The 25,455-nt window shown below is 62.6% G+C and carries 22 protein-coding genes; 10 read left to right on the top strand and 12 right to left on the bottom strand.

Features of this window, described 5'->3' with window-relative positions; all coding sequences use genetic code 11:
• Nucleotides 1-106: 106 nt before the first annotated feature.
• Genes C5L14_RS03395 through C5L14_RS03385 form a run of 3 tightly spaced genes read left to right on the top strand, consistent with a single transcriptional unit; the run spans nt 107 to nt 3,843 of the window.
• The gene (locus C5L14_RS03395; RefSeq protein WP_245443236.1) at nt 107-988 is read left to right on the top strand and encodes a carbohydrate ABC transporter permease; all 882 of its coding nucleotides are present in this window, start codon (nt 107-109) and stop codon (nt 986-988) included.
• Complete coding sequence (locus tag C5L14_RS03390; RefSeq protein WP_105860579.1) at nt 985-1,848, top strand: carbohydrate ABC transporter permease; 864 nt, start codon at nt 985-987, stop codon at nt 1,846-1,848. The genes C5L14_RS03395 and C5L14_RS03390 overlap by 4 nt, the downstream gene beginning before the upstream one ends.
• Nucleotides 1,849-1,872: 24 nt before the next feature.
• Complete coding sequence (locus C5L14_RS03385) at nt 1,873-3,843, top strand: glycoside hydrolase family 127 protein (RefSeq protein ID WP_181161003.1); 1,971 nt, start codon at nt 1,873-1,875, stop codon at nt 3,841-3,843.
• A 364-nt stretch (nt 3,844-4,207) separates the two neighbouring features.
• Here the strand turns inward: C5L14_RS03385 and C5L14_RS03380 are convergent, their stop codons facing one another.
• From C5L14_RS03380 to C5L14_RS03350, 7 genes are all read right to left on the bottom strand, one after another.
• Nucleotides 4,208-5,203, bottom strand: coding sequence for a Gfo/Idh/MocA family protein (locus C5L14_RS03380; RefSeq protein WP_105860578.1), 996 nt, complete (start codon nt 5,201-5,203; stop codon nt 4,208-4,210).
• Complete coding sequence (locus tag C5L14_RS03375) at nt 5,200-6,081, bottom strand: sugar phosphate isomerase/epimerase family protein (RefSeq protein WP_105860577.1); 882 nt, start codon at nt 6,079-6,081, stop codon at nt 5,200-5,202. The genes C5L14_RS03380 and C5L14_RS03375 overlap by 4 nt, the downstream gene beginning before the upstream one ends.
• 46 nt (nt 6,082-6,127) lie before the next feature.
• On the bottom strand, nt 6,128-6,961 hold the full coding sequence (locus C5L14_RS03370; RefSeq protein WP_105860576.1) for a carbohydrate ABC transporter permease: 834 nt from the start codon (nt 6,959-6,961) through the stop codon (nt 6,128-6,130).
• The gene (locus tag C5L14_RS03365; RefSeq protein ID WP_105860575.1) at nt 6,958-7,881 is read right to left on the bottom strand and encodes a carbohydrate ABC transporter permease; all 924 of its coding nucleotides are present in this window, start codon (nt 7,879-7,881) and stop codon (nt 6,958-6,960) included. Before C5L14_RS03365 ends, C5L14_RS03370 begins: the two co-directional genes overlap by 4 nt.
• Before the next feature lie 70 nt (nt 7,882-7,951).
• A complete protein-coding gene (locus C5L14_RS03360) occupies nt 7,952-9,166 on the bottom strand; it encodes an ABC transporter substrate-binding protein (protein WP_105860574.1) in 1,215 nt (404 codons plus the stop codon).
• A 34-nt stretch (nt 9,167-9,200) separates the two neighbouring features.
• Nucleotides 9,201-10,202: an alpha/beta hydrolase gene (locus C5L14_RS03355; protein ID WP_105860573.1), complete on the bottom strand. Its 1,002-nt coding sequence runs from the start codon at nt 10,200-10,202 to the stop codon at nt 9,201-9,203.
• Entirely contained in the window at nt 10,199-10,909 is a 711-nt protein-coding gene (locus tag C5L14_RS03350) for a GntR family transcriptional regulator (protein WP_105860572.1), read from the bottom strand. Before C5L14_RS03350 ends, C5L14_RS03355 begins: the two co-directional genes overlap by 4 nt.
• A 130-nt stretch (nt 10,910-11,039) precedes the next feature.
• Between C5L14_RS03350 and C5L14_RS03345 the strand changes: the two genes are divergently transcribed.
• The gene (locus C5L14_RS03345) at nt 11,040-12,110 is read left to right on the top strand and encodes an ABC transporter ATP-binding protein (RefSeq protein ID WP_105860571.1); all 1,071 of its coding nucleotides are present in this window, start codon (nt 11,040-11,042) and stop codon (nt 12,108-12,110) included.
• A 137-nt stretch (nt 12,111-12,247) separates the two neighbouring features.
• Here the strand turns inward: C5L14_RS03345 and C5L14_RS03340 are convergent, their stop codons facing one another.
• Nucleotides 12,248-12,628, bottom strand: a complete 381-nt coding sequence (locus C5L14_RS03340) for a winged helix-turn-helix transcriptional regulator (RefSeq protein ID WP_105860570.1) — start codon at nt 12,626-12,628, stop codon at nt 12,248-12,250.
• 98 nt (nt 12,629-12,726) lie between these two features.
• On the opposite strand from C5L14_RS03340, the gene C5L14_RS03335 reads away from it, so the two are divergent.
• The 4 genes from C5L14_RS03335 (at nt 12,727) to dinB (ending at nt 16,446) form a co-directional block, all read left to right on the top strand.
• The gene (locus C5L14_RS03335; protein WP_105860569.1) at nt 12,727-13,452 is read left to right on the top strand and encodes an SDR family NAD(P)-dependent oxidoreductase; all 726 of its coding nucleotides are present in this window, start codon (nt 12,727-12,729) and stop codon (nt 13,450-13,452) included.
• Nucleotides 13,453-13,643: 191 nt separating this feature from the next.
• A complete protein-coding gene (locus C5L14_RS03330) occupies nt 13,644-14,096 on the top strand; it encodes a cupin domain-containing protein (protein WP_105860568.1) in 453 nt (150 codons plus the stop codon).
• 76 nt (nt 14,097-14,172) lie between these two features.
• Nucleotides 14,173-15,000, top strand: a complete 828-nt coding sequence (locus C5L14_RS03325; protein ID WP_105860567.1) for an alpha/beta hydrolase — start codon at nt 14,173-14,175, stop codon at nt 14,998-15,000.
• Nucleotides 15,001-15,192: 192 nt separating this feature from the next.
• Entirely contained in the window at nt 15,193-16,446 is a 1,254-nt protein-coding gene (gene dinB, locus C5L14_RS03320) for a DNA polymerase IV (protein ID WP_105860566.1), read from the top strand.
• Nucleotides 16,447-16,498: 52 nt separating this feature from the next.
• On the opposite strand, the gene C5L14_RS03315 is transcribed toward dinB, so the two are convergent.
• The gene (locus C5L14_RS03315; RefSeq protein ID WP_105860565.1) at nt 16,499-17,497 is read right to left on the bottom strand and encodes a L,D-transpeptidase family protein; all 999 of its coding nucleotides are present in this window, start codon (nt 17,495-17,497) and stop codon (nt 16,499-16,501) included.
• A 162-nt stretch (nt 17,498-17,659) separates the two neighbouring features.
• A complete protein-coding gene (locus tag C5L14_RS03310; protein ID WP_105860564.1) occupies nt 17,660-18,442 on the bottom strand; it encodes a polysaccharide deacetylase family protein in 783 nt (260 codons plus the stop codon).
• Nucleotides 18,443-18,805: 363 nt separating this feature from the next.
• Between C5L14_RS03310 and C5L14_RS03305 the strand changes: the two genes are divergently transcribed.
• Nucleotides 18,806-20,098, top strand: coding sequence for a S41 family peptidase (locus C5L14_RS03305; RefSeq protein WP_105860563.1), 1,293 nt, complete (start codon nt 18,806-18,808; stop codon nt 20,096-20,098).
• A 777-nt stretch (nt 20,099-20,875) separates the two neighbouring features.
• The gene (locus C5L14_RS30585) at nt 20,876-21,442 is read left to right on the top strand and encodes a tail fiber domain-containing protein (RefSeq protein WP_245443209.1); all 567 of its coding nucleotides are present in this window, start codon (nt 20,876-20,878) and stop codon (nt 21,440-21,442) included.
• Nucleotides 21,443-21,523: 81 nt separating this feature from the next.
• Here the strand turns inward: C5L14_RS30585 and C5L14_RS03295 are convergent, their stop codons facing one another.
• Together C5L14_RS03295 and C5L14_RS03290 are read right to left on the bottom strand one after the other, a co-directional pair.
• The gene (locus C5L14_RS03295) at nt 21,524-23,764 is read right to left on the bottom strand and encodes a caspase family protein (protein WP_181161002.1); all 2,241 of its coding nucleotides are present in this window, start codon (nt 23,762-23,764) and stop codon (nt 21,524-21,526) included.
• Between the two features lie 278 nt (nt 23,765-24,042).
• Nucleotides 24,043-25,317 (bottom strand): ImpA family type VI secretion system protein, encoded by a 1,275-nt coding sequence (locus C5L14_RS03290; protein WP_146126821.1) that lies wholly within the window; start codon nt 25,315-25,317, stop codon nt 24,043-24,045.
• Nucleotides 25,318-25,455: the final 138 nt, after the last annotated feature.

The following is a 25,455-nucleotide window of genomic DNA, read 5'->3' as shown; positions in this document are numbered from 1 at the left end:
ACGATTCAAGAGAATCGTACTCTGCTCCAGAGGCGGCTCGATGGCCTCGCATCGACAGGAGAGGACGATGAGTGTCTCGGCAGCCTTGCCGCGCGCGCGGACGCGAATGCGCCGCCGCAGCTCCGGCAATCTCATGGGGCTGGTCTATATTGCGCCGGCGATTGCCTTTGTGGGCGTGTTCTTCATCATGCCGCTCTGCATGACGGCCTGGATGTCGTTGCACAACTGGCCGTTGATGGGGGTACCGCGTTTCATCGGCATCGCCAACTACCTGGCCATCGCCCGTGACACGCGCTTCTGGTCGGCGCTCGGCTTTACCGCCCATTACACGGTGATCGTGACGGTGGCCATCTTCGCCGTCGCCTTTCCGCTGGCCCTGTTCATCGAAAGGCCGCGGCCGGGCGTCGGCGTCTACCGCACCTTCTTCTTCATGCCGGTCGTCGTCGGTTTCGCCTCCGCCAGCCTGCTGTGGTCCTGGCTGCTCAACGTCGACTCCGGCCTCTTCAGCCCGGCTCTGTTCGAGCTTGGCCTCACCCAAAGGAAAATCAATCTCCTGGCCGGTTTCCAGCCGGCGTTCTGGTCGATCATCGCCATGGTGGTGTGGAAGGTCGCCGGCTTCACCATGGTCATCCTGATGACCGGCCTGCAGTCCATCCCGGGCGAACTGCACGAGGCGGCCAAGATCGACGGGGCGGGGGCCCTGGCCCGCTTTCGCCTGATCACGCTGCCCCTGATGCGGCGTACGCTCGCGCTCGCTCTTATCCTGTCGGTATCAGGATCGGTGCTGGCCTTCGACCAGTTCTACATCATCCTGCGTGGCGGTCCGAACAACCAGACCCTTACCGCCGTCTACTGGATCTTCAACCAGTCCTTCGTTTCCTTCAAGCTTGGCTATGGCGCCGCCCTGTCGATGGTGCTGCTGGTCGTCCTGATCGTCTTGAGTCTGATCCAGCTGCGCGTCCTGCGTCAGCCGGAGGGCGTGGAATGAAGACGCTCGTCGCCGCCACGGAAAGACGGTCCCTGATCTCTTTTGCGGGGAACCATGCGATCGGCGTGTTCATTGCGGCCGTGTTCGCCGCGCCGATCGTCTGGACGGTCCTGTCCAGCCTCAAATCGCCGATGGAGGCTCGCCAGCCTCCCTTGCCGCCCTGGCCGAGCACCGGCCTGTCGCTGGAGAACTATTCGGCGTTGAACGGCTTCGGCAATGGCCTGGCCCAGCCGGCACTCAACAGCATCTATGTCACCGGCATGACGGTGTTGCTGTCGGTATTGATCAGCGTGCTGGCCGGATACGGGTTTTCCCGCTTTCGGTTTCCGTTCAAGAACCTGCTATTCATGATGATCCTGTCGACCATCATGATCCCGTTCCAGTCGATCCTGACGCCGATTTTCCTGATCCTTACGAAGCTGGGACTGCACAACACGCTGACCGGCCTGGTCGGCGTCTATGTGACGCTGCAGCTACCGTTCTCCATCTTCATGATGCGCAATGCCTTCGATGCCGTGCCACGGGAGATCGAGGAGGCCGCCCGCATGGATGGGGCCAATGATGTCAGCCTGCTGATCCGCGTGATGCTGCCCCTGGTCTGGCCCGGGATCGTGACGATCGCGCTCTTTGCCTTTCTCGGTGCCTGGAACGAATTCCTCGCCGCCTTGGTGCTGATGACGGACCAGAGCAAGTTCACTCTGCCGGTCATGATGACGGCCCTGCAGTCGGGCCGCTTCGGCGCCATCGATTGGGGCGCGGTGCAGGCCGGCGTCACTGTGATGATGATCCCCTGCCTCGTCCTCTTCCTGCTCTTGCAGCGCTACTACATTCGCGGGCTCACGGCCGGCGCGGTGAAGTAGCCTATATTACCTGGAGATCCTTTCATGTCTGTTTTCAATGCCACGCCCGGCACCATGCCTGCCAACACCACCTTTCGCCCACCCTCGGTGGCACAAGTCGAGGTCGCTGGGTTCTGGGGCGCCCGCGTCGATGCCGTTGCCTCGCGCACGGCCGATATCCTCTACGATCGCTGCGTCGAGGCCCGCATGCTCGAGCAGATCGATCCCGACATTCCGTCGCCGGGCGTCGTCATTCCCTTCCATTCGATGTCGCCGACCGGCAACGAGTTCACCGGCGCCACGGTGACGACCCAGATGTTCTGGGATTCCGACTGGGGCAAGACGATCGAGACCGCCGCCTACTCGCTCTACCGCCGCCGGAACGACGAATTGGAGCGGAAGATCGACGCAGTCATCGACCTGTTCGGCAAGCTTCAGCAGGAGGATGGCTATCTGTCGAGTTGGTATCAGCGCATCCAGCCGGGATTGCGCTGGACGAATTTGCGCGATTGCCATGAACTCTACTGCGCCGGCCATCTCATCGAGGGGGCGGTCGCCTATTTCCAGGCCACCGGCAAGCGCAAGCTTCTCGATATCATGTGCCGGTTTGCCGATCACATCGGCGAGATGTTCGGGGCCGAGCCGGGCAAGCGGAAAGGCTATTGCGGGCATGAGGAGATCGAGCTTGCTTTGGTCAAGCTCGGGCGGGTGACGGGGCAGCGCAAATATCTGGAGCTCGCGCGCTATTTCGTCGACCAGCGCGGCCAGCAGCCGCACTACTTCGATGAAGAAGCAAGGGCGCGTGGCGCCGATCCGAAGGATTACCATTTCAAGACGTATGAATATAACCAGTCCCACAAGCCCGTGCGGGAGCAGAACAAGGTCGTCGGCCACGCCGTCAGGGCGATGTATCTTTATGCCGGCATGGCCGATATCGCCGCGGAATTCGCTGACGACAGCCTCCGCACCGCGCTGGAGCGCCTCTGGAACGACCTGACGAGCAAGAACCTTTATGTTACCGGCGGGCTCGGCCCGTCGGCGGCCAATGAAGGGTTTACCTCCGATTACGACCTGCCCAACGAAACGGCCTATGCCGAGACATGTGCCTCGGTTGCCCTGGTGTTCTGGGCAAGCAGGATGTTGGGCGTGGGCCCCAACCGACGCTATGCCGATGTGATGGAGCAGGCGCTCTACAACGGCTCGATCTCGGGCCTGTCGCTGGACGGCTCCCGCTTCTTCTACGAAAACCCGCTCGAAAGCCGGGGACGGCACAATCGCTGGAAGTGGCATCGGTGTCCTTGCTGCCCGCCCAATATCGGACGCATGGTCGCTTCGATCGGCACCTATATCTATGGCCTGGGCGAGCGTGCCGTCGCCGTCCATCTCTACGGGGACAGCTCCATCCGGTTCGAGGTGGAAGGGCGTGAGGTCGTTTTGACTCAGGCCAGCCGCTATCCCTGGGATGGCGCCGTCTCGATCAAGTTCGACATGGACCGGCCGCTGCGCTTCAAACTGCATCTGCGCATTCCCGGCTGGTGTCCACGGGCGCAGTTGACAATCAATGGCGAAGGTGTCGATGTCGAGGATGTCCTGGCCGATGGATACGTCACCCTCGATCGCGAATGGGAGGGCACCGACGTGATCCGCCTCGACCTCGACATGCCGGCCCGGCGTATCTACGCCAATCCCAGGGTTCGCCAGGATGCCGGACGCGTCGCGCTCGCCCGCGGGCCGATCGTCTATTGCGTCGAGGAAGTCGACAATCCCGAGCCGCTCCACAGCCTTGTCTTGCCGTCGGCAACGTCGATCGAGGCCGTCGAGGCGCCCGATCTGCTGGGTGGGGTGGTGACTTTATCGGGCCAGGCGGTTGCCGATCGGAGCTCGGATTGGGGCGATACTCTCTACCGAAGCGCGCGTCCCGTCAGAGAGCAGACCATGGTGCGGGCCGTCCCCTATTTCGCCTGGGACAACCGGCAGCCGGGTGAGATGCGGGTGTGGCTGCGCGACGAACCTTAATCCGTTCATGGCGCGGCAGGTCGCCCGGCGCGGCACCTGCACCAGCGCCGTGGCGATCTTAGTGCGACCATACCCTCCCCTCGATGGGGTCGGCCATACCTCTTGAATGGCCTGGGGTCGACGCGGAGCGTCGGGGAGGGGTGACTTCTCCGCAAGAATCTACGGCTTTCGTCGTCGAGACCTGCGTAGCTTCACCCCGCCCCGGCCCTTCCGGCCGACCCTCCCCATCGAGGGGAGGGTAAAGAACCCGCGCTTCCAACCCCATGTTTAGCGCCGATGGGCGTCCTTGCCTGCCCTCTGCGAGAGGACCGGAAGAGCAGGCAAGGATGCCTGCGATGCCAGGAGGTCTCGATGTGATCCGGTGTCACAGGCTCAGAGCCTTCCTCAGAGCCTCGAGCCTTTCCATGGCTACCACGCCGTCCTGAATGGTCGGGGCGGGCGTGTGTTCCCCCTTGAGGGCGGGAACGACGTCGGCGAGGAGAGCGTGGTAGCCCTTGAAATCCTCATTGGCGGCGGCCGTGAAATTGGGTTTCCAGGTCAGGCTGTCCTGATCGTCGATGAGGGTCGCCTGCGCATCCGCCGTCTTGAAGGGCGGATCGCGATGCCAGCGCACCTCCACCACGTCTTCGATCTCCAGGCGTTGATGATCGCCCATCAATTCGATCCGTTCGACCGGCGTGCCCCGGGATTGAATCGTACCCATCGCTATGGTGCCGATGGCGCCGCAATCGAAGTCCAGGGCGATGTGGAAGAGCACGCGGCCCGGTGTCTTCTCCACCTTGCGCGCCGTCAGGGCGGTGACGGGTGAGACGAGATGGGAGACGAGATCCATGTAATGCACGCAATGGTGCAGGAAAAATCCGGTGTAATCGACATTGCCGGCGAAATAGCCGGGCGCCGTCATATAGTAGCCGGTAAGCCCGAGCACCGGGCCGAAACGGCCGGATTTCAGGATGTTGTGGGCGATCTTGTTGCCCACCGAATAGCGTTTCATGAAGCCGAGGAGCAACGGCTTGCCGGCCTTCTCGGATGCCTGCCGCAACAGGCGGGCGCCCTCGGCCGACCCCGAAGGAGGTTTCTCCATGAAGACCGGCAGGCCATGCTCCAGCGCCGCCTTGCCGAAGGCCAGATGCTGGTCGGGGCCGACGGCCATGCCGACGGCATCGATGCCGGGCGTGCGGATCAACGCGCTTGCATCAGTGAGGAGCGTCGAAACGCCGAACTGGCGGCCGGCATCGGCCAGGCGTTTGCCGTCGATATCGCAAAGGGCCGCGATTTTAACGTCGTGGCGGATGAGCTGGGGCAGCAGCATCTGGGTGGCATGCACGCCACAACCGATCCAGCCGATATTCAAGGTCATCTGCGAAATTCCGTCAGCGAGATGTGGGAGCGGATGAAGGCGGCGGAGGCGGCGAGGCGCTCGCTCTCGTCCTCATGCGGGGGCCGCCATTGTGCGAAAGGCACGCCGAAGCGATCGTCATTGCGCCTGAAGGGCTCAAGCGAGATGGGCCCGCGATAGTCGATGTCATGAAGGGCACGGCAGACATCGACCCAATCCGTGGAACCGGTCCCCGGAAAGCCGCGATGGTTCTCATTGGCCTGGAAATGCACGAGAAGAGAGCCGGCCAGGCGGATAGCCTCGGAGATGGAGGCTTCCTCCATATGCATGTGGAAAGTGTCGAGCATCAGCCGCACGGCGAGGTGATCGACGGCTTGGAGCAGTTCCATCGCCTGCTGCGTGGTGCACAGGACGTCGCTCTCGAAACGGTTCAGAGGTTCGATGGCGAGAGTGACGCCAAGGCCTGCGGCATGGTCGCCTGCCTCCTTCAGGCCGGCGACGCAGCGTTGCTTGCGGGAAAGGCGCTCGGTCTCGGACACCGGCTGGGGCGCGCGGCCGGCAAAGACGAGCGGATTGCCCGTCAGAGGGCCGCCCACCACTGTCGCGCCAAGCGCGGCCGCGCAGTCCGCCGCATATTTCAGATAGTCGATGCCGGCGCGATGGCTGGCTGCATCTTCCGAGGATAGGTTGCGCTGCAAATTGACGCGAGCTGCCAACACCACCCCAAGGCCAGCATCGGCCAGGGCCGCGCGGGCCGCGGTGAGGTCCATTTCCCCGGGCTCGGGCACCAGCAGCTCGACGAAGTCGTAGCCGAGTTCCTTCATGCGGGCGAAAAGGGGAAAATGCTCGGCGGCAAAGGGCCGGGCATATTGCATCGATATCAGGCCGATAGAATTCATTGGCTCATTTCACGGTTTACAGAGGGCAGGCGCGGTGCTGGCTTCATCATCCCTTCACCGCTCCCTGGGTCAGGCCGCCGACCAGGCGTTTTTGCACGATGAGAAAGAGCAGCGTCGCGGGCAGGGCGCCGACCACGCCGCCGGCGGCGAGCAGCCCCCATTCGATCTGGTATTCGCCGATCAGGGTCTGGATCGCCACGGTCACCGTGCGGACGTTCTTGCCGCCCAAAGTGAGCGCGTAGAGATACTCGTTCCAGGCGGTGATGAAGATATAGATGCCGGTGGAGATGATGCCGGGCATGGCAAGCGGCAGTATCACCCGGCGCAGCGCCGCCAGGCGCGAGCAGCCGTCGATCATCGCCGCCTCGTCAAGGCTTCTGGGAATGGCCGCCACATAGCTCGTCAGCATCCACACCGCGAAGGGAATGGCGACGGTGGCATTGGCCAGGATCAGGCTGAGATGGGTGTCGAGCAGGCCGAGCCGGCGCATCAGCACGAAAAGCGGCAGGATCAGCAGCACCACCGGGAACATGTTCACCAGCAGGAATTGCAGCATGATCGCCTGCCGGCCGAGAAAGCGGAAGCGCGAGAAGGCGTACGCGGCGGTGACCGAGACGCCAAGGCCGACGACGACCGTGCCGAGCGCGATGATCAGGCTATGGCCCATATTGCCGAGGAAGGAAGTCTGCTCGAACAGGCGGGCGTAGTTGTCGAAGCTCCAGCCGATGGGCGAGAGCGAAACCCCGCTCGCCGCAATGCGCTCGGACGGGGTGAGCGAGGTCAGGATCATCCAGGCGAAGGGCCCGAGCGCGAAGAGCACGATCGCCGCCACCGGCAGGTCGGTGGTGAGAATGCGCCGGATTGTCGACGGCTTGTTCATCGCTCGACCTCCTTCATGGTGCGGATGATGTAGATGGCGACGAAGGCGCCGAGCAGGATGGTGAAGGTCACCGCTATCGCCGTGCCGTAGCCGAAATCGAGGTTCTGGCGCGCCTTGATGAAGGCGTAGAGGGGGAGCGTGTGGGTCGCGTAGCCGGGACCGCCTCCCGTCATCACGAAGATGACGTCCATCGAGTTGGCGACCCAGATCACGCGGAGCAGCCCGGCCGTGGCCAGGACCGGTGCAATGCCGGGCAGGGTGACGTTGACGAACTGGCGCCAGGGTGTGGCGCCGTCGATGGAGGCGGCCTCGTACTGGCTGCGCGGAATGCCCTGCAGGCCGGCGAGGATCATCACGGCGAAGAAAGGGAACCCCTGCCAGGTGAGCGTGGCGATCACGGCATAGAGCGCGACATTGGGGTCGGCGAGCCAGGGCACCGCGCTCTGGATCAGGTGCACGCTGAGCAGCATGTCGTTGAGCACGCCGGTGTTGGGATCGTAGATCCAGCGCCACATCAGGGCGATGACCACGCTCGGCAGCGCCCAGGGGATGATGATCAGCGCGCGGGCCAGGCCGCGCCAGGGAAAGTCGCGATTGAGCAGCAGGGCGGCAACCAGGCCAAGCCCCATCTGCAGCGGCACCGTGAGGCCGATCCAAATTGCGGTGTGCCAGAGCGCTGTCCAGAACACCGGATCGGCAAACAGCCTGATGTAGTTGCCCAAGCCGACGAATTTGGCGGCATTGGGCTTCCACAGCACCAGATCGAACAGGCTCGTATAGACGGCCTCGATCATCGGGACGAAGACGACGACGAACACAACCAGCAGGGCCGGCGCCAACAGGATATAGGGCATCAGCCGCGTCCGCAGGGGTACCGCGAATTCCCGGTCGAGTTCGGAGGTGGACGAATGCAGCGACATGGCCCGGCGTGACGGTGAGAGGAGAAAGAGGGGCTTTCTGCGCACCGCGCGGAAAGCCCGGCGCCCTTGCCTAGTTTGCGAACAAGGTCTGCAATTGCTGCATCATCTGCTCGGGCGTCGCCGCGCCGGTCAGGGCCTGCTGCATGTTGGTCTGCCAGGCCGTGTTGACGAATTCGGTCGTGGCCGGGGTCTGCGGCAGCACCGAGGCGAAGGGCAGCGACTGCACGGTGGCGTCCACGAAGCGCCTCTGGTGCAGCGTCCAGTTGGCCGAGCCCGACTTGGTCACCGTCATCTGGCCCGTGGCCTTGTTGAACTCGACATTGTTCTGTCCCTCCGCCAGGAAGGAGATCCATTTCCAGGCAGCGTCCTTCACCTGCGAGGATGAAAAGATCGCCAGCGATTCATCACCATAGGAGGTCCATTGCTTGCCGTTGCAGGCCGGAGCGGGCACCGCCGAGACCTTGTCGCCCAGTGCTTTGACGAGGTCGTTGGACGAGCCGATATGGTGGATGGTCATCGCCGTCTTGCCGGCCTTGAAAGCCGCGATGATTTCCTGAAAGCCGTCATTGGGCGCGGAGGGCGGAATCGACTTGTCCTCCCGGAACATGTCGACCAGCCATTTGTTGGCGGCGATCGCCTCCGGGGTGGTCAGGCCGCCCGGTTCGAGCTTGGCGCCCTTGGAAAAGACGAAGGTGCCCCACTGGTCCCAGCCGCCCTTGCCGCCACGCAGGCCGAAACCATAGGTCTCCGGCGCCTTGGTGAGTTTCTTGGCGTCCTCGCGGAACTCGTCGCAGGTCTTGGGCGGCTCGAGTCCGGCGGCCTTGAACAGGTCGGCCCGATAATAGAGATAGAGAACGACATATTGGATCGGCAGGTAATATTGCTTGCCCTCCGGTCCCTTGTTGAGATTGAGGAGATTGTCGAGCAGGTCCGCCTTGCCGGGCCAGGCATCGATGCGATCGCCGATCGGCTCCAGGGCTCCCATCTCGACGAGGCGGGGCTGGGCGAACAGCTTCACCATGGCGGCGTCGGGCGCATTGCCGCCGACGATTGCCGTGTAGAGATTGTCGTAATAGGAGTTCCACGGCACGTTTTCAGCTTCGACCTTGATGCCGGGATTGGCCGCCTCGAACTTCTTGATGAGATCGTCCATCGGGTTGGCCGGATTGTCGAAATGATACCAGAAGCGCACCGTCTGCGCCTTGGCGGCCCCAAGCATCATGCCGGCGCTCAGGGCGCAGGCGAGACCGAGCGCCTTCAGCGTTTTTGTCAGTCCTGTCCTCATCGTCTCCTCCCGAAGAATGTGTTTCGATGCCGGTTCACGCCGGCTTGATCATTGACTTTGCCGCTTGACCCGCGGTCTTGAGGGCGTTGCGGGCCGCGCTCAGCCCGATGCTCATCTGCAAAAATCCGTGCGTGACGCCCTCGACGATGTGCATCTCGGCCGGCCGTCCTACCGAGCGCAGGCGCGCCGCCAGGTTGAGCGTGTCCGACAGGAGCGGGTCGATCTCCGCCGCCAGAAGGAAGAGAGGCGGCAGGGCCCGCAAGGCCTCGTCGCTGGCTTGAAGGGGCGAGGCGAGCGCCGCGCGGCGCGTCTCCGGGTCGGGCAGATACCAGTTCCAGTAGCGCTGCATCCTTGCCGTGGTGAGGCCGGGACCCTCGGCGAAGCGTCGATAGGACGGGGTCTCGAAATCCGCGTCGTAGACGCCATAGAAGAGCAGGGCACCATTGGCAGCCTTGTATCCATGGGCCTGCCCGTGAAGCATGGCGGCGAGCGCCAGATTCGCGCCGGCGGAGTCGCCCCCCAGCAGCAGCGGCCCTGGACGGATGCCGAGTGCAGCCGTGTGTTCGAAAACGCAGGTCAGACAGGCGATCACATCATGCAGCCCCGCCGGGAAGGGGTGTTCCGGTGCCAGGCGATAGTCCGGCAGGAGAACGGGCAGGCCGGTTTCGAGGGCGAGGACCCGAGCGCACCGCTCATGTGTCTGGGGGCTGCAGAAGGCAAAGCCGCCGCCATGGATGAAGACCAGGGCACCGTCTCCTGCTTGCGGGGGGATCAGCACCTTGACGCGGCAGCCGGCCGACGAGAATGCCGGATCCGCAGGAATGACGATGTCGCCTGCAAAGGCCATTGCCGGCAGGTCGCGGTTCCAGCGCTGGTTGAGTTGCGCGGCAAGGGCCCGTCCCTCGGCCGGCGGCAGCAGCGTCGTGTCGGGTTGCGGGCCGATTTCATCCTCGATGGCGGCCAGGAGGCGCGCCAATTCCGGATCCAGCCGGCCAGGCAACTCTTCAACCCGCCTGTCGGGGATGGGATCATTCATTGTCCCGCTCCGGGAAAGACGTTGGGGCCGAAATCGACGATGGTCGCGATGTGGTGTTCGAGGGAGACCACGGCCGCGGCGCTGTCGCCGGCCTCGATGGCCGCCACCAGCGGCCGATGACGCTGGGCCGTGAGCACGAGATCGCGCTGGCCCTGCGTCCGCGAAATCTTGAAGCGGTGATTATGAATCAGGCAGCGATGCAGGATCGGATCCAGCGCCGGCAGGTCGGCATCGTGGAACAGGCGGCGGTGAAAATCGCGGTCGAAGGCGGCGAGCCCCATCTCGTCATTCTCCCGCGCGGCCTCCTCCATGGCCTCGACCAGCGCCTTCAGATCGGAAAGCAGGCTGCGGCTGGGGTTGCGCAGGGCGCGCTGCACGCCGGCGCATTCGATCTGCCTGCGGACGCGGAACATCTCGACGGCCTCGTCGGCCGTGCAGTCCGAAACCTGGGTACCGCGATGGCCGCGCCGGTGCACCAGCCCCTCTTCCTGGAGCTGCAGCAGGGCTTCCCGTACGGTGCCCTGGCTGCAGCCGAAGCGGGCGGCAAGTTCCAGTTCCACCAGCGGCTCGCCGGGGGCGAGTTCGCCGAGCATGATGTCGTGCTTGAGAGCGTCGAAGGCGATCGCCGAACGGGCGACAGGGCCGGGCCGCGTGCCTTTGGCGCGTAATGCCGGGTCGAAACGCCGGGATGCTGGCCGCTCGCTCATCTCTCCCCCTGTGCTGACGCCGCTTGCGAATGCTGCGCAAGGCCTCTTGCAATTATCATTATTGATATTGATAATCAGGTCAAGGGCTGGAAAGGCCTCGCTTGTCGCAGGCAGCATCGGGGAGAACGCAATGGCGGGCATTGCCCTCAGGGATATTCGCAAGTCCTACGGTACCCATACGGTGATCCACGGCGTCGACCTCGATATCGCCGAGGGCGAGTTCCTGGTGCTGGTCGGTCCTTCGGGCTGCGGCAAATCCACCTTGCTGCGCATGATTGCCGGCCTCGAGGAGATTACGGGCGGGGAGATGCGCATCGGGGGCAGAGTGGTGAATGCGCTGACGCCCGCCGACCGCAACATCGCCATGGTGTTTCAGGACTACGCGCTTTATCCGCATATGACGGTGGCCGAGAATATGGGCTTCGGCCTGCGCATGCGCGATCAGAACTCGCAAATGATCGACGAGCGCGTAAAGCAAGCCGCCGAAACCCTGAAACTGGCGCCCTTGCTGGAACGCAGGCCGGGGCAATTGTCCGGAGGGCAGCGCCAGCGTGTCGCCATGGGGCGGGCCATCGTCCGCGATCCCCAGGCTTTCCTGTTCGACGAGCCGCTTTCCAATCTTGACGCCGGCTTGCGGGTGGAGATGCGGCTCGAGATCGCCAAGCTGCACCGGCGGATCCAGGCAACCACCGTCTATGTCACCCATGACCAGGTCGAGGCGATGACATTGGCCGACCGCATCGTGGTGATGAATGCCGGGCGCATGGAACAGGTCGGTCCCCCCCTCGACCTCTATCACCGCCCGGCAAGTCTGTTCGTCGCGCGCTTCATCGGCAGTCCGACCATGAACACCGTGGAACTGAAGCTGAATGGGGAAAATGAACTTGCGATTGGCAAGGCCAGAATCGCCCTGCCATGGCTGACGGCGGCAGCCGGCACCCCGATCATCCTTGGCATTCGCGCGGAAGATCTTTCGCCCTGCGATGCCTCCCAGGCATGGTTCACCGGCGAATTGACCATGGTCGAACGTCTCGGCGGACAGACCTTTGGCTATCTGGATGATGGCAGCGAACGCATGATCACGGTCGAGTTTCCCCGTCACAGCGCCGTGAAGGTGGGAGAGGTTGTTTCCGTTAGGGGTGATCGGGACGTGATGCACCTTTTCGACGGGAGAAGCGGCAGACGGCTGAATCCCGAGTGAGGGGGAAGCGGGCTCAGCAAGCCAGGCAGCCGGTGGCCATTGCGGCATGAAAGCGTCATTGGCGGCCGCCGCTCCGGATGCGGGCACCGAGAAACGCGGAGGGCAATGATGCCCTATCAAAGCCTGGGGTCGAACATCTAGTCTTGCGCAGCTTTCCGGTCATGCGCCTCCCGATGGGCCTCGATCGCGTTGATGTTGTCCAATATCCAAAGCCCCAGCTGCATGAGAGGCAGGGCAAGGGATCTGCCCAGATCCGTCAAGCCATATTCGACCTGGGGAGGAATGGTCGGATAGACTTTTCGCGTCACCAGGCCGTCGCGCTCCAGCCCCTTGAGGGTGCGGGTGAGCATCTGCTGCGAGATTCCTCCGATCAGCCTTTTCAATTCATTGAAGCGCCTTGGCTGCTCGACCAGCATCGAAATCGCCAGGACGGTCCATTTGTCGCCCAAGCGGCTGAGAACCTCCTTGACCTTTCCGCAGCCCGGATGGGTGCCAGGCTGGAAAGGAGGGGCAGGCATAGGTCTGTGACCAGGCCCCAAACTTATGCGTTCTTGCGCCATTCTCAGTCCAATCCAATTATCTGGTCACTAAAACATACCACGTTTTGGAGCAGATTATGGCTGACAAGAAAACGATAGTACTCTTCGGCGCCGGCAGCGGTCTCGGCGCCTCCCTGGCTAGGCGGTTCGGACGGGAAAACTACCGCGTGGCCCTTGTTGCCCGCCGCGCCGGCCCGCTCGACGAGCACGTCACCGAGCTTGCAGGCGCCGGCATCGAAGCTGCGGCCTTTCCGGCCGACCTCACCGACCTGGCCGGTATTCCTCCCTTGGTTCGTTCGATCGAGGAGCGTCTGGGAGCCATCGACGTTGCGGTCTATGCCGCGCTGCCGCCGGATGTCGGCTTCGTGCCTGCCGCCGAGCTCGATGCCGCGGCGCTCAAGTCCATGGCCGACATTTTTACCTTTGCGCCGGTGGAGGTATCGCACGCGGTCCTGCAGGGGCAGATGGCACGGGGCGATGGCGCGATTGTCATCGTCGGCGGCCTGTCTGCCGTGATCACCATGCCAGGATTGAGCGGTGTCGGCCCGTTGATGGCCGCCGCACGCAATTATGTTCTCACGCTCAACGCCGAGGTGGCGGAAAGGGGCATTTATGCCGGAACCGTCAGCATCGGTGCTATGCTCGATCGTTCCACCGGACTTCGGGCGCTCACCGGGGGTGGCAAAATGCTGGATCCTAACTTTCCGATGATCGATCCGGACGTCGTTGCCCAAGAGATCTGGTCGCTCGTGACTAGACGTGACCGTGCAGAGGCGATCGTTCCGCCATTGCCTCCCTCGTGATGAGAAAGACACGTTCCCGGGACCGTGTCTTGCAGACTGCTGCGAATTGGAGGGGAGAACGGGGTGTTCGTTGAAAACACCCGTTTCAGGACAGCCAGACGAGGTTATGATCCCAGTGCATGCGCCACCGCAGGGTGGCGCATGCCTTTTCTTGCGAATATTGAGTCCAATCAGAGAGGGGAGGGATCGCGATGACGACGGAACTGGATGGCGGCATCACGCGGCACGGCGAGGGCTATGGCCAGGTCGAATGGAACATTCTCGGCCAACGCTATTTCCCGAAGGCCGATTGCGGGTCGACCTTCGCCTTCGAGGCCAATTCCGAACCCGGCCAGTTCGTGCCGGTCCACATCCATCCGACGCAGGATGAATTCATCTTTCTGCTGGAAGGCCAGCTGGAGCTGAAGCTCGACGGAAAATGGCAGACGGCCAAGCCCGGCGACCTGGTGCGCATGCCGCGCGGCATTCCGCATGGCTATTTCAACAAGTCGAACAAGCTGGCTCGAGCGCTTTTCTGGGTGTCGCCGGCCGGCAGGCTGCACGACCTGTTCAAAACCTTGCATAACATGACCGATGTCGAAGCCGTCATCCGAGCCTCCGCGGAACACGACGTCGATTTCCTGCCTCCAGAGGCCAATGACTGAGAAAAAGCCTTTCCGGAAAGCGGGAGCAGGTGGCGACGGGCTCAGGCCGGGCGCACAGGTCTGAAAGCGAGCAACTATGCAATATCGGGTGGTCGACTGGACCTGGGCCTACGACAACGCGGGGAACATCCCCAGGAGCGAGGCGTGGCCAAGCGCCTGGGTGGAGCCAGCTCGGGCCGCGCGCGACGCGTTCGTCGCCGGTGACCGGGCACGGCTGGAGCTCGCCTATGGCAGCGATCCCCGCCAGCGTTTCGACCTGTTCTACCCGAAGGGGAGCCCAGCGGGTCTGGTCGTCTTCGTCCATGGCGGCTTTTGGATGGCGCTCGACAAGAGCTTCTGGTCGCATCTCGCCAAGGGGCCGCTGGCGCATGGATATGCGGTGGCGATACCCAGCTACCCGCTGGCTCCGGAGGTACGCATCGCAGACATCACGAAGTCGATCGGCCAGGCCGTCGTGGCGGCTGCGAGCATGGTGCCGGGTCCGATCCGGCTGATCGGCCATTCCGCCGGCGGCCAGCTGGTGACGCGCATGATCAGCCAAACGACGCCGCTCCCAGGCGAGCTGCATGACAGGATCGCGGGAACGCTCTCCATATCCGGCCTGCACGATCTTCGGCCGCTGATGAATATTGCGCGCAATGCGACGCTGAAGATCGACGCGGGCGAAGCCAAAAGCGAGAGCCCGGCTCTGCTCGAGCCATTGCCGGGAAGCCGGCTGATCTGCTGGGCCGGCGCCCGCGAGACTTCCGAGTTCCTCCGCCAGAATGCGCTGCTCGGCAATATCTGGCGAGGTCTCGGCATCGAAACGGATGTCGTCGAAGAGCCGGATCGCCACCATTTCAACATTCTCGATGGGCTCGTCGATCCCGACCACGCCTTGACGCGCGCTTTGTTTTCCATGTGAAGGCCCAACGCATCCGGTCAGGGCTGCGTCCCCGCTTCAGGCCGGAGGCCGTTCGCCGCCTTGCCCTCGGATCTTCGCATCCTGATCTCGATCCGGCGCCGCTTGAGCTGCCTACTTTTTCAGGGCCTTGACTTTGCCGTTGCCAACTAGAACAAATAGAGAACATTGCGATATGGGATTTCAGGTGCCGTCGTGGAAACCCTTGCCACCATCCTTCACGCCGACCTCGACGCCTTCTATGCCTCGGTCGAGCAACTCCTCGACCCCAATCTGCGTGGGAGGCCGATCGCCGTCGGCGGCGGGGTGATACTGGCGGCGAGCTACGAGGCCAGGGCTTTTGGGGTGCGAGGCGGCATGTCGGGCCGCAAGGCACGCGAACTTTGTCCGCAACTCCTCTTCGTTGGCGGGCACTTCGAGGAATATCAGCGTCTTGGCGATGCCGCGATCGCCATCCTGGGTGACTTTACGCCGCTGGTGGAGCGCATCTCGATCGATGAGGCTTTCGCCGATGTCGCCGGCTGTACCCACCTGTTCGGGACGCCGGCGGATATCGCTGCAACCATTCGAGGGCGTGTGCGAAGCGAGTTGGGTCTGCCGATCTCCATCGGTGTCGCACGGACAAAGCATCTCGCCAAGATCGCCTCCCAGGTCGCCAAACCGGATGGGCTCGTCGTCGTCGATCCTGCGCATGAGCTCGACTTTCTTCATGACCTCCCCGTTGGCCTGATGTGGGGCGTCGGGCCTGTGACCGAGGCCAGGCTCAAGGACCGCGGCATTCTCACCATCGGCCAACTCGCCGAGACGCCAGGTCACTCGATCGAGCAGCTTGTGGGCCGTGCCGCCGGGGAAAAGCTCCGCTCGCTTGCCTGGAACCGGGATTCTCGCCAGATCCGCACGCAGCACAAGGCCCGATCCGCCGGCGCACAATCCGCGCTGGGGCGGCAACCTGCCATCGAAGGCGTGTTCGTGCCGGCCGTGCTTCGGCTTGCCGATCGTGTCGCCTCGCGCCTTCGCGCCAAGGCCTTGGCAGGCTGGACCGTGACCGTCCGGGTCCGGTTTGCCGACATGCGTGCCATCACGCGGTCGATAACGCTCGGGGTGCCGGTCGCAGCGACGATTGTGCTGGCAGAGATTGCCACCAGGCTGGTGCGCACCGCGCTTGCCGATCACCCGCGAGAAACCATCATCACGCTGGTGGCGGTTTCCGTTTCCCATTTGCATAAAGAGCGGGAGATCCAGCTCGATCTTCCGCTCGGCCTTCCCGACGAGAAGCGGCGGCCCGGCGCCCATCGGGGAGCCGCGCGCCAGTCAGCCGATCGCGCCATGGATGCCATACGCCGGCGCTTCGGACGCGACGCGGTGGGATATGCGACGGCGGCGCTCGATCGAAAGCGTTCCGTCCCGGACGCCTTCAGAGAGCTCGCTGAGAAGGATCTGGGTGAATAGGAGAGCTGAACGCCGCACGGGCTGCAAACGCCATGCAGGAGAGTGCGGGCCTTCAAGGGGAACGCGCGTTCTCGCTTTGCGCCGCATCGCCCTTGAAGTCGATCTTCGTGCCCGGCTTGACCATGGAGGCGAGGTCCTCCGCATCCCAGTTGGTCATGCGGATGCAGCCATGCGAGAAGGTCGTACCGATCTTGCCAGGGTCGGGCGTGCCGTGGATGCCATAGCTTTCGATGGAAAGATCGATCCAGACCGATCCCACCGGATTGTTCGGCCCGGCCGCAATGGTGAAGGGCCGCTTGGTCCTGATCCCTTTGAAGGCGAATTTCGGATTGTAGTGATAGGTGGGATTGTGCACCACATGCTTGACCTCCGCCGTGCCGCTCGGCGCCGGCTTCTCTTCGCTGCCGATCGAGGCGGGATAGACAGCGAGCCATTTGCCTGACGGATCGAGCACGCGTACCTGGCGAGAATTCTTATCGACTTCGATATTCGCGATGGCCGGCGGCGGGCCGCTCCGGGCCACATCGGGCACCACCAGGTTTACGCCGGCCTTTCTGAACCGGGCGCGAGGGTTGAGCATCGTCAGCAACCGTTGGCCGACATGAAAACGCTCCGCCAGCTTCTCTCGAAGGTTGCGATAGCCGAGCCGCCTGAGACGGGCCATCCTTTCCATGCGTGCCGGAATTCGTCTGGTGAAGCGACTGCGCACATCCCTGAGCGTCACCTCATATGTCGTCAGGACCGGGGCGATGCTGGTCGCGGTGAGCTTGTCCCAGGTTTCCTTCGTGAGCGTGCCATCGGATGCCAGTCCGTTCGCCGCCTGGAAGGCCGCGACAGCCTTGGTGAAATTATCCGAAAGGCGGCCATCGATCAGGCCAGGCGAGAAGCGGGCACGATCGAGCAGGATCTGCGCCTTGATCAACATCGGGTCGACATCCTTCGCCCTGTCCTGGCTGAATTGCGCCTGGTTGACGCTATCGATGTCGAGCTTGGCCGCCTGCGTCGCGCCGCAGGCGAGCATAAGTGCGAGGGCAAGAAACAGCCTGAACATCGGCCTCACTCCGGGACCTGGACAAAGTACCTGTCCCTATGACGCGGCACGGCTGATCTGGTTCCTGCCTTGAGGCCATCATCGGCTTGATGCTGCGTGCCGCCTGCACAGCGGGGGAGGACGTTTTGTCTCGAAGCAAAGATCGCCCGCGCCGAGCGCGTGTCAGGACCCGAGCCGGTGAGCGATATATTCCTTCACGGAGGCAATCGCATCCAGGGCATGGGCGAAGCTGCCATGCGACCGGGCAGGGGAAGGCGCGGGTGAAGCAAGGGGAGCCGTCGATACGATGCCGGGTTCCGTCCCATGCCGGCAAGCCTGCAGCTGTCCCACTGTCGCGAACCGAAAGCCCCGCATCTTGAGGGTATGGATGACGTCCGGCACAGCCTCGATGGTGCTGGCGTGGATATCATGCATCAGGATCACGGCTCCCGCCGGAGCGCCGGCACCGATCAACCTGGTCAGGGGCGCTTCGTCGTCGAGCCAATCGAAGGAATCGAAATTCCAGAGCGCCATTCGGCGCCAGAGGCCGGCGCCGCGCAACGCAGCCTCGATGCGCGCATCGATCCTGCCCCAGGGAGGACGAAAAAAATCGGGCCGATGGCCTGTCTCCGCCATGACGGCCTCATCCGTCAGTTCCACCTCGGCGATGGCTTCTCCATCTGTCAGCTCGGTGAGCGCCCGGTGGTCGAAAGTGTGGTTGCCGATCTCATGACCTTCGAGAAATTCGCGCCGTACCAGGCCGGGTGAATAAGCCAGCCGTTTGCCAACCACGAAGAATGTCGCGTGGACTTTCTCGCGGGCCAGAATGTCGAGGAGGAGAGGGGTCAGTGTCATGTCGGGTCCGTCGTCGAAGGTCAACGCCACGCAGGGCGTTACGGCCCGTATTTGGTGGCTTTGCTGACCGGCCGAGGCGGGGGCGATCGGCGGTGTCGGCGACACGGCCATGAGGAAAGTCAGGATAATTATGCATATTGCGCGAGGGATGCTGCCGCATCTCGGCTTCGAACCGTCCTTCCAGATACGCGACACTGCCTTGAACCTCACGGAGACCTTGCGGATCGATCAAAATGCTTTTCGAGGAAAAAAGCCACAGCCATGACCCGATTTGCGATGGAGGCGCCGGCGCCGCAGTCGATTCGCGGGGGCGCCCGCGTGACCATGATTTGAATGGCGAAGAATGAGCAACAAAATGCAGCCATAATCGCGGTATCAGTTCGTCTGCCTTCCCTGGGGCGATGTGGGCGAGGGGATGGAAGGCGCATCGAGTGCGTTCAAACTCGAATTTGGCCTCCAACAGATGAGACCCTGATGCGTAATTTCGCCCTCATATCCACGGGAGCCGCTCTTGGCGTGCTCGGCACTGTCGCCCTGACGCAACCCCATCTTCTTCTTGTCGATCGAGCTCAGGCCTCGCTGGCCGACAGTTACAAGCAGCTCAACCTGTTCGGGGAGGTGTTCGAGCGGGTGCGCTCCGACTATGTCGAGCCGCCCGAGGACGGCAAACTGGTGGAAGGAGCCATCAACGGCATGCTGGCTTCGCTCGATCCCCATTCGAGCTATATGGACGCCAAGAGCTTCCAGGACATGCAGGTGCAGACCAAGGGCGAGTTCGGCGGGCTCGGTATCGAGGTCACCATGGAAGACAACGCCCTCAAGATCGTATCACCGATCGACGACTCGCCGGCCTCCAAGGCTGGCATATTGGCAGGTGACGTGATCACCGCGCTGGATGGCGAGGCGGTGCAGGGCATGAGCATGCAGCAGGCCGTCGACAAGATGCGCGGACCGGTCAATACGCCGATCACGTTGAGAGTACTGAGGGCGGGTAAGGGAGTGCCTTTCGAGGTCAAGCTCGTGCGCGACATCGTCAAGGTTGCTTCGGTGAGAGATGAAGAGCTTGCCGGGGACATCGGCTATATACGCATCACCCAGTTCACCGAGCAGACTTTCGACGGCCTGAAGAAAAGTATCGACAGGCTGAGCAGGAAGATCGGGCAGGACAAGATCAAGGGCTATGTGATCGACCTGCGCAACAATCCAGGCGGTTTGCTCGACCAGGCCGTTTCTGTTTCCGGTGCTTTCCTCGGGCGCGGGGAGGTCGTTTCGACACGCGGACGAAATGCCGACGATGTACAGCGCTTTGCTGCGGATGGACCCGATCTCACCCAGGGCAAACCGATCGTCGTGCTGGTCAATGGCGGCTCGGCCTCGGCCTCGGAGATCGTTGCCGGCGCGCTGCAGGACCGCAAGCGCGCCACCATCCTGGGAACGCGCTCCTTCGGCAAGGGCTCGGTGCAGACCATCATCCCGCTGCAAGGTGACGGCGCGCTGCGTCTGACCACGGCGCGCTACTACACCCCGTCGGGACGCTCGATCCAGGCGAGGGGCATCGAGCCCGAGGTCGTGGTGCAGGAGAACGTGCCCGACGATCTCAAGGGAACCGATGAGACCAAGGGTGAATCCGGCCTCACGGGCCATCTGGCCAATCCGGGTGCCGACAAGGCCGAAGAAGGCGGCTCTTCGGCCTATGTGCCGGCGAATGAAAAAGACGATACCCAGCTCAACAGGGCGATCGGCATCCTGCAGGGGCGTCCATCCTAGGGCAGAGCGCGGCTTCTTCGATCCGTACCTTGTTAAACTCTCTGTTTCCTAAAGCATTTTGCTTGTAATCCCGAGGGAAGGGGATCCAGTGTCTGAACGACACGGGCTTTGGCCCCTGGATCTTCTTTCCGCCGCCTGCGGCGGAGCCGGGAAAGATACCGACGGCAGCTATATCCGGCTCACGCGTCATTGCGGGCGTAGCGAAGCAATCCAGGGCTGGGAAACATGGTCGCCGTAATTCCTGGATTGCTTCGCTACGCGCAATGACGGTGCTTGATCCGTCAAGCATCAACACCGTCGGTATGACAGGTCAAGCTTCAACGTCGCTGGTATTTCCGTTTGCCGACTGGATCAGGCGCCGTCGATCCCCGCGAAATCCGCTCGATCAAATCCGGGAATAAAATCGGGAAGATAGGAGTCTTGCCCTGAGATCCGCACTCTCACAAAAAGAGCGCGGTTCGACCACGATATGCCTCAAAACGACTTCTTGCGATTGAAGCTGTGTTTGATGAACGCGGCAGGCGGAAGTTGACTCACATTTCAGGCCCGCAGCCGCCTTGCAGGGATCGAGTATATCTATGTCGGGAACAGGTTTTGTTCTATATTTATGCCGAGGCCGTCGTCTCGGTGTTTGTTTTGCTGACCATTTGGTCAGTTTAGAGGCGACTTGCATCCCGTTTGGTCTGCTCTTGTGTGCGGGGTGTCACGCCCAAATCCGCCGTACTTGCTAGGATCCATATCGGCGCGGTGTAAGTCGCCAGATTTTAGGAGATACCGATGACGAGCAAATTTGAAGTTCGGCGGGGCCTGCTTTTTGGGGTCCTGGGAAGCGGGCTGGCTGTCGTGCTTGCCAGCTGCGCGTCAGGTTACCCCGACGAGCCCGTCTATGTGGACGAACCGGAACCGCCGCGCCGCAAGATGAGGTCCACCCGGCCTCATTACAAGACGATGTCCCATCGCAGGCGTGTGATCGTGGAGCCGGATGCGGACGACAGGATGCCTGGCGGCAGTAACGGCGGCGGCGGGGGCGGCGGCGGTGGTGGCGGAAATGGTGGCGGCGGCTCGAGTGGCGGCGGCGGTGGCTGGTCGGATCGCCGGCTCAAGACCGATATCCGACCCATCGGCCAGTCTCCCGGCGGCCTCACGATCTATCGCTTCCGTTATGTCTGGGGCGGTCCGGTCTATGTCGGAGTCATGGCCCAGGATCTTCTCGAGACCCATCCCGATGCGGTTATCCTGACCGACAGCGGCTACTTCATGGTCGACTATGATCGCATCGATGTGAAGATGACGATGCTGGCGGATTATCAAAGGTCCGCACCCCTGCTCGGTCGCGGCGCGTAATGCTGGCGGCCGCATCGAACCTGGCGAAAAGCCAGGTTCGATGCCGTGAAGAGGGCCGTGCCTGTCGGTGCGGCGGTGCTGTCAGAACAGGTCGAGACGAGGGTTGCGCTTCTGCCAGGCCTTGCGGGCGAGCAACACGACCGCGTCGTCGACATCCGAAGTCGGGGCTGCCGCATCGCTGCCCAATTCGGCATTGAGCTTGTCGATGACCTTCTGCTTCTCGGCCAGCGGCAAAGCCCGAAGATTTCCAATTTCTTCCTTGTGTTCGCCGTAAGCATCGAGTGCGACGGCGAGGCTCGAATACCAGGCGGCCTTTTCCAGATCGCGCTGCGCCGCCGGGCCCTTGGAATAGATCCAGCCCAGATTGGATGCCGCGTAGAAGTCGCCGCGTTCGGCGCCGATCTCGTACCAGCTTATGGCGCTCGCCAGATCCTTCTTGACGCCATTGCCCTTGAAATACATGGCGCCGATATTGGTGGGCGCGCTGGGATGGCCGCCTTCGGAGGCCTGCTTGAACAGTTCCATCGCCATGGCCGGCTTGCGCGCCACGCCTTTGCCGTCGAGATAGGCGATGCCCATATTGCGCATCGCATAGATGTCGTTCCGCGCCAGTGCGGCTTCGTAGAATTTGACGCCGCGCTTGGGATTGGCCGGCAGGCTCTGGCCGTAATAATACATGGCGCCGACCGCATTCATGGCATAGGTATGCCCGAGTTCCACGGCCCGGTTGAGCAGCTTGACGCCCTCTTCGACGGATTTGGGAACGCCGCGGCCGAGCGTAAGGTTGCGGCCATAGGCGAGCATGGCATAGGGATCGCCCCGGTCGGCGCCCATTTTGAACAACCTGTTGGCTTCGACCAGGTCCTGCGAGCGGCCAAGGCCGCGCTCGGCCAGATAGCCGAGCTCATAGTAGGCGCGCGTATAACCGGCGTCCGCGGCCGCGTTGAAAAGTTCGATGGCGCCCGCGACGTCCTTGTCGGCCAGCTTGGCGCGGCCGAGCTCATATTTGTAACGCGCGACATTCGGAAATTTGGCGACAGCCTCGCCACAGGCGGCGATGGCCGCCTTGGCATCGATCTCGTTCGGCAACTTGCCGGCGGTGACGCCTTGAGGATCGAGCGGCTCGCCCGCCTTGTCGTCGCAAATCGGCACGAAGGACTCGATCTTGCCGGTGACGACCTGGCCCTCGCCTCCGGGCTGGTCGACCTTGAGCTGCACGCTCTGCACCTTACCCTCCGAGCCGATCGAAGGTTCGAAAGTGATGGACCGGACAGCGTTCTGGTCGACGACGTCCCCCTCGGCCAGAGGCGCTCCATTGAGATACATCGTGCCGAAACTCGGTGCCGAGGTGATCTGGATCTGCGCCCCCGTCGCGGCACGCACCAGCGGAAGATCGTCCAGCATCGCGACCTGGCCGACGCCGATCGGAACGCGGCGAGGCTTGTTGAAGGTTTCTCCAAGCAGCGCGGCGACCTGTATCGGGGCCTCCTGCACGGTGAGCGTATCCGCCCCCTGCTTGGGCGCCGGGCCGATCTTCACGGTGACGTTCTTTGCGATCTGGATGGGCGCCGCCGCGGCAATGCGAATGACCGGCTTGGCCAGATAGATCGGTTGGGTCAGCGTGCCGACCGACCACGGGCGCTGACGCTTGTTGGTCGCCTCCCACACGTCGGCAGTTACCTTGTCGAGTGCGCGTTGCACATCGACACCCAGCGTGAAGGAATATTTGACCATGGAGGCGGTGAACGGCGAATTATCGCCCGTGCCGTCCTCCGCGACCGCCCCGGGTTGGGTCGAATAGGCGATGAGGCTGCTCGGCGGGCTGGACTGGGGCGCAAGGCCGACACCGGCGACCGCCATCTGCTTTTCGGGTCCGACCAGGAAAGAACGGGACTGGAAAGGATTGTTGCGGCACGAATCCAGATAGATCAGCTGTGCCTTGGAGTTCTGCTGCATATAGGCGAAGATCGTCTTGACGTTGATCGTCTCCACCTCCAGATCGGCGGGATCCTTCAGCTTTGCATCGATGGGAATGATGCGGTTGTCGCCGCCCACCTGGATGCCGTGGCCGGAATAGTAGAACACGCTGAGCTCGGCGCCCGGCAGCGAGCGGATGAAGCGCTGCAGGGCCTTGTCGAACTCATTACGGTCGAGATCGAGCGCCGACACCACCTCGAAGCCTTCGCGCTTCAGGGCGGCCGCGACGGCCTGTGCATCCTTGTCCGGATTGTTGAGCTGCGGAACGACCGTGTAGTGGCTGTTTCCAACCACGAAGGCCACGCGCCGCTCTGCCGCCTTCACACCCGCCGGCAAGGCAAGCATGACGGCCGCAAGTGCAGCAACTGGCAGACGAGTTTTCCAGGCGAGGCAAGGACGCATGCCCGGGGTTGGTTTTGAGGTCAGCATCTCCACCGACGCCTCCTATACTATATTGATCCTATGATATCAGCTTTCGAAGCAATTTACTGCTACTCTCGAAATGGTGATATCGGTCTATTCCGAAAGAATAGAAGAGAAAATAAGAATACCTTACTTAGCTCCTCGAATGTCTTGTTTCCACGCATCGATGCGAAATCCTGGTTGATTCAGGATTTGTCATCCTACTTCTCGTCTTTGCGTGAGATCTCGCTGAGAAGAGCGTTGAAATCCTTGGCTACCAGGGATCTCGCCTTCTCGATCAGCATGGGGATCGGGCTTGAAGGCTCGATGTTGTTGTAGAAAATCTCGATCTGACGCATCAGCGCTGTGGCCTCGCCACGTGTCGCCACAGAATAGGTACGGGCCTGTGCCTCCGTCTCGTCCGGCTTGCCTTCCTCGACCGCCAGCGCCGAAAGCTGGGCGAAGTTCAGGGCAAAGGGCATGGTACCGCTGATCTGGATCTTCGCTTTATCGACCAGTCCGGGCGCCAATATCTTCATGACTTCGACGAAGGATTTGCCGACGAGTTGATGCGCCTGTTTGAGGAGGAGCCTGGCCGGGCTCGACGGTTCCTTGCCTGCATAATAGATCAAGACCGCCGCCAGGGCGTTGGAAGCCTCCTTCACCGAGGCGACATCCGAGGGTGTGAGAGGGGCGGATGCTGAAGGGGCGGCGGCGGTTTCCCGCACCTCATCGGCCTCGGCGGGCTGCGCCGATGCCAGGCCCGGTTCCCGCGTGGCGACGATAGCGCCGACATAGGCGCGGATGGTGCGCACCAGATCCGGCAATTGCTCGAATTGCGGCGCCGCCTCATGCCCCGCCTTGTCGATGAAAAGCTGGCGCAGGCTGTCGAGGCTGGCAAGGATGGTTTCAAGATGGGCCGTCAGATCGACAAGATGCTGAAGCGGCTCGAAACGCACAAAGGCGTCTTTGATGCTCGAGGAGTCGACGGCCGTCTCTCCCTCGCGAGGGGGGAGTTTGCCTTCCCCGACCAGAACCGAGCGCATCGACAGGGCGCCGAGGCGTTTGTCGTTGATCAGGGTGGCGCTCTGCAGCGGCAGGACCACCGTCGGCAGGTCATCGAGCGATTTGAGGAAGGCGGACCTCAGTTCCGCGCCGCCGGCCGCCTCGGTCGGATGGCAATAATCCCATTGCGCAAGAAGCAGGGCGTTTGTCGCTGCTATGGCATCCACGAAACCGGGCAGATCATCCGACAGAATGTGATATTTCGCCGCCAGGATGAGATAGCGGAGATCGCGCGATTTCTCCAGATGGGCGCGCAGGTCCGCAAGGGTCTGCTTGGATTCAAACGACTTCCTGTTGAAACTGCGATAGCTCGCCGGCAATTGGCCCTCGGCGACGGTAAGAAAATTCTGGGCATCGGAATCGGTATCGGGATCCGGTCCGCAGGGAGCGTCGGCTGAAATCTCTTTCTCGATGCCGGCATAGACTGCCATCTTGGCCTGCCTGTTGGGGTGCCACTGGAGCAAAGTGCGATTTATCCGGACCGCATTCTTACTCTAACTCTTCGGTCCGACGTGTCTTTGCGATTTGAAGCGGTTCCTTCAAATCGCAAGGCGCTTTTGGAAATGATG

The sequence above is a fragment of the Labrys okinawensis genome (genome assembly GCF_002982075.1).
Lineage (GTDB): Bacteria > Pseudomonadota > Alphaproteobacteria > Rhizobiales > Labraceae > Labrys > Labrys okinawensis_A.
This window is presented reverse-complemented; position numbering and strand designations above follow the sequence as displayed.

Excerpts from the sequence above, each read along its gene's own strand:
- C5L14_RS30585 (WP_245443209.1), top strand. The coding sequence starts at position 20,876 with ATGACGAGCAAATTTGAAGTTCGGCGGGGCCTGCTTTTTGGGGTCCTG.
- C5L14_RS03395 (WP_245443236.1), top strand. The coding sequence starts at position 107 with ATGCGCCGCCGCAGCTCCGGCAATCTCATGGGGCTGGTCTATATTGCG.
- C5L14_RS03360 (WP_105860574.1), bottom strand. The coding sequence starts at position 9,166 with ATGAGGACAGGACTGACAAAAACGCTGAAGGCGCTCGGTCTCGCCTGC.
- C5L14_RS03310 (WP_105860564.1), bottom strand. The coding sequence starts at position 18,442 with ATGGCCGTGTCGCCGACACCGCCGATCGCCCCCGCCTCGGCCGGTCAG.
- C5L14_RS03325 (WP_105860567.1), top strand. The coding sequence starts at position 14,173 with ATGCAATATCGGGTGGTCGACTGGACCTGGGCCTACGACAACGCGGGG.
- C5L14_RS03290 (WP_146126821.1), bottom strand. The coding sequence starts at position 25,317 with ATGGCAGTCTATGCCGGCATCGAGAAAGAGATTTCAGCCGACGCTCCC.
- C5L14_RS03315 (WP_105860565.1), bottom strand. The coding sequence starts at position 17,497 with ATGTTCAGGCTGTTTCTTGCCCTCGCACTTATGCTCGCCTGCGGCGCG.
- C5L14_RS03375 (WP_105860577.1), bottom strand. The coding sequence starts at position 6,081 with ATGAATTCTATCGGCCTGATATCGATGCAATATGCCCGGCCCTTTGCC.
- C5L14_RS03390 (WP_105860579.1), top strand. The coding sequence starts at position 985 with ATGAAGACGCTCGTCGCCGCCACGGAAAGACGGTCCCTGATCTCTTTT.
- C5L14_RS03365 (WP_105860575.1), bottom strand. The coding sequence starts at position 7,881 with ATGTCGCTGCATTCGTCCACCTCCGAACTCGACCGGGAATTCGCGGTA.
- C5L14_RS03370 (WP_105860576.1), bottom strand. The coding sequence starts at position 6,961 with ATGAACAAGCCGTCGACAATCCGGCGCATTCTCACCACCGACCTGCCG.
- C5L14_RS03380 (WP_105860578.1), bottom strand. The coding sequence starts at position 5,203 with ATGACCTTGAATATCGGCTGGATCGGTTGTGGCGTGCATGCCACCCAG.
- C5L14_RS03305 (WP_105860563.1), top strand. The coding sequence starts at position 18,806 with ATGCGTAATTTCGCCCTCATATCCACGGGAGCCGCTCTTGGCGTGCTC.
- C5L14_RS03335 (WP_105860569.1), top strand. The coding sequence starts at position 12,727 with ATGGCTGACAAGAAAACGATAGTACTCTTCGGCGCCGGCAGCGGTCTC.
- C5L14_RS03355 (WP_105860573.1), bottom strand. The coding sequence starts at position 10,202 with ATGAATGATCCCATCCCCGACAGGCGGGTTGAAGAGTTGCCTGGCCGG.
- C5L14_RS03385 (WP_181161003.1), top strand. The coding sequence starts at position 1,873 with ATGTCTGTTTTCAATGCCACGCCCGGCACCATGCCTGCCAACACCACC.
- C5L14_RS03330 (WP_105860568.1), top strand. The coding sequence starts at position 13,644 with ATGACGACGGAACTGGATGGCGGCATCACGCGGCACGGCGAGGGCTAT.
- C5L14_RS03295 (WP_181161002.1), bottom strand. The coding sequence starts at position 23,764 with ATGCTTGCCTTGCCGGCGGGTGTGAAGGCGGCAGAGCGGCGCGTGGCC.
- C5L14_RS03350 (WP_105860572.1), bottom strand. The coding sequence starts at position 10,909 with ATGAGCGAGCGGCCAGCATCCCGGCGTTTCGACCCGGCATTACGCGCC.
- C5L14_RS03340 (WP_105860570.1), bottom strand. The coding sequence starts at position 12,628 with ATGCCTGCCCCTCCTTTCCAGCCTGGCACCCATCCGGGCTGCGGAAAG.
- C5L14_RS03345 (WP_105860571.1), top strand. The coding sequence starts at position 11,040 with ATGGCGGGCATTGCCCTCAGGGATATTCGCAAGTCCTACGGTACCCAT.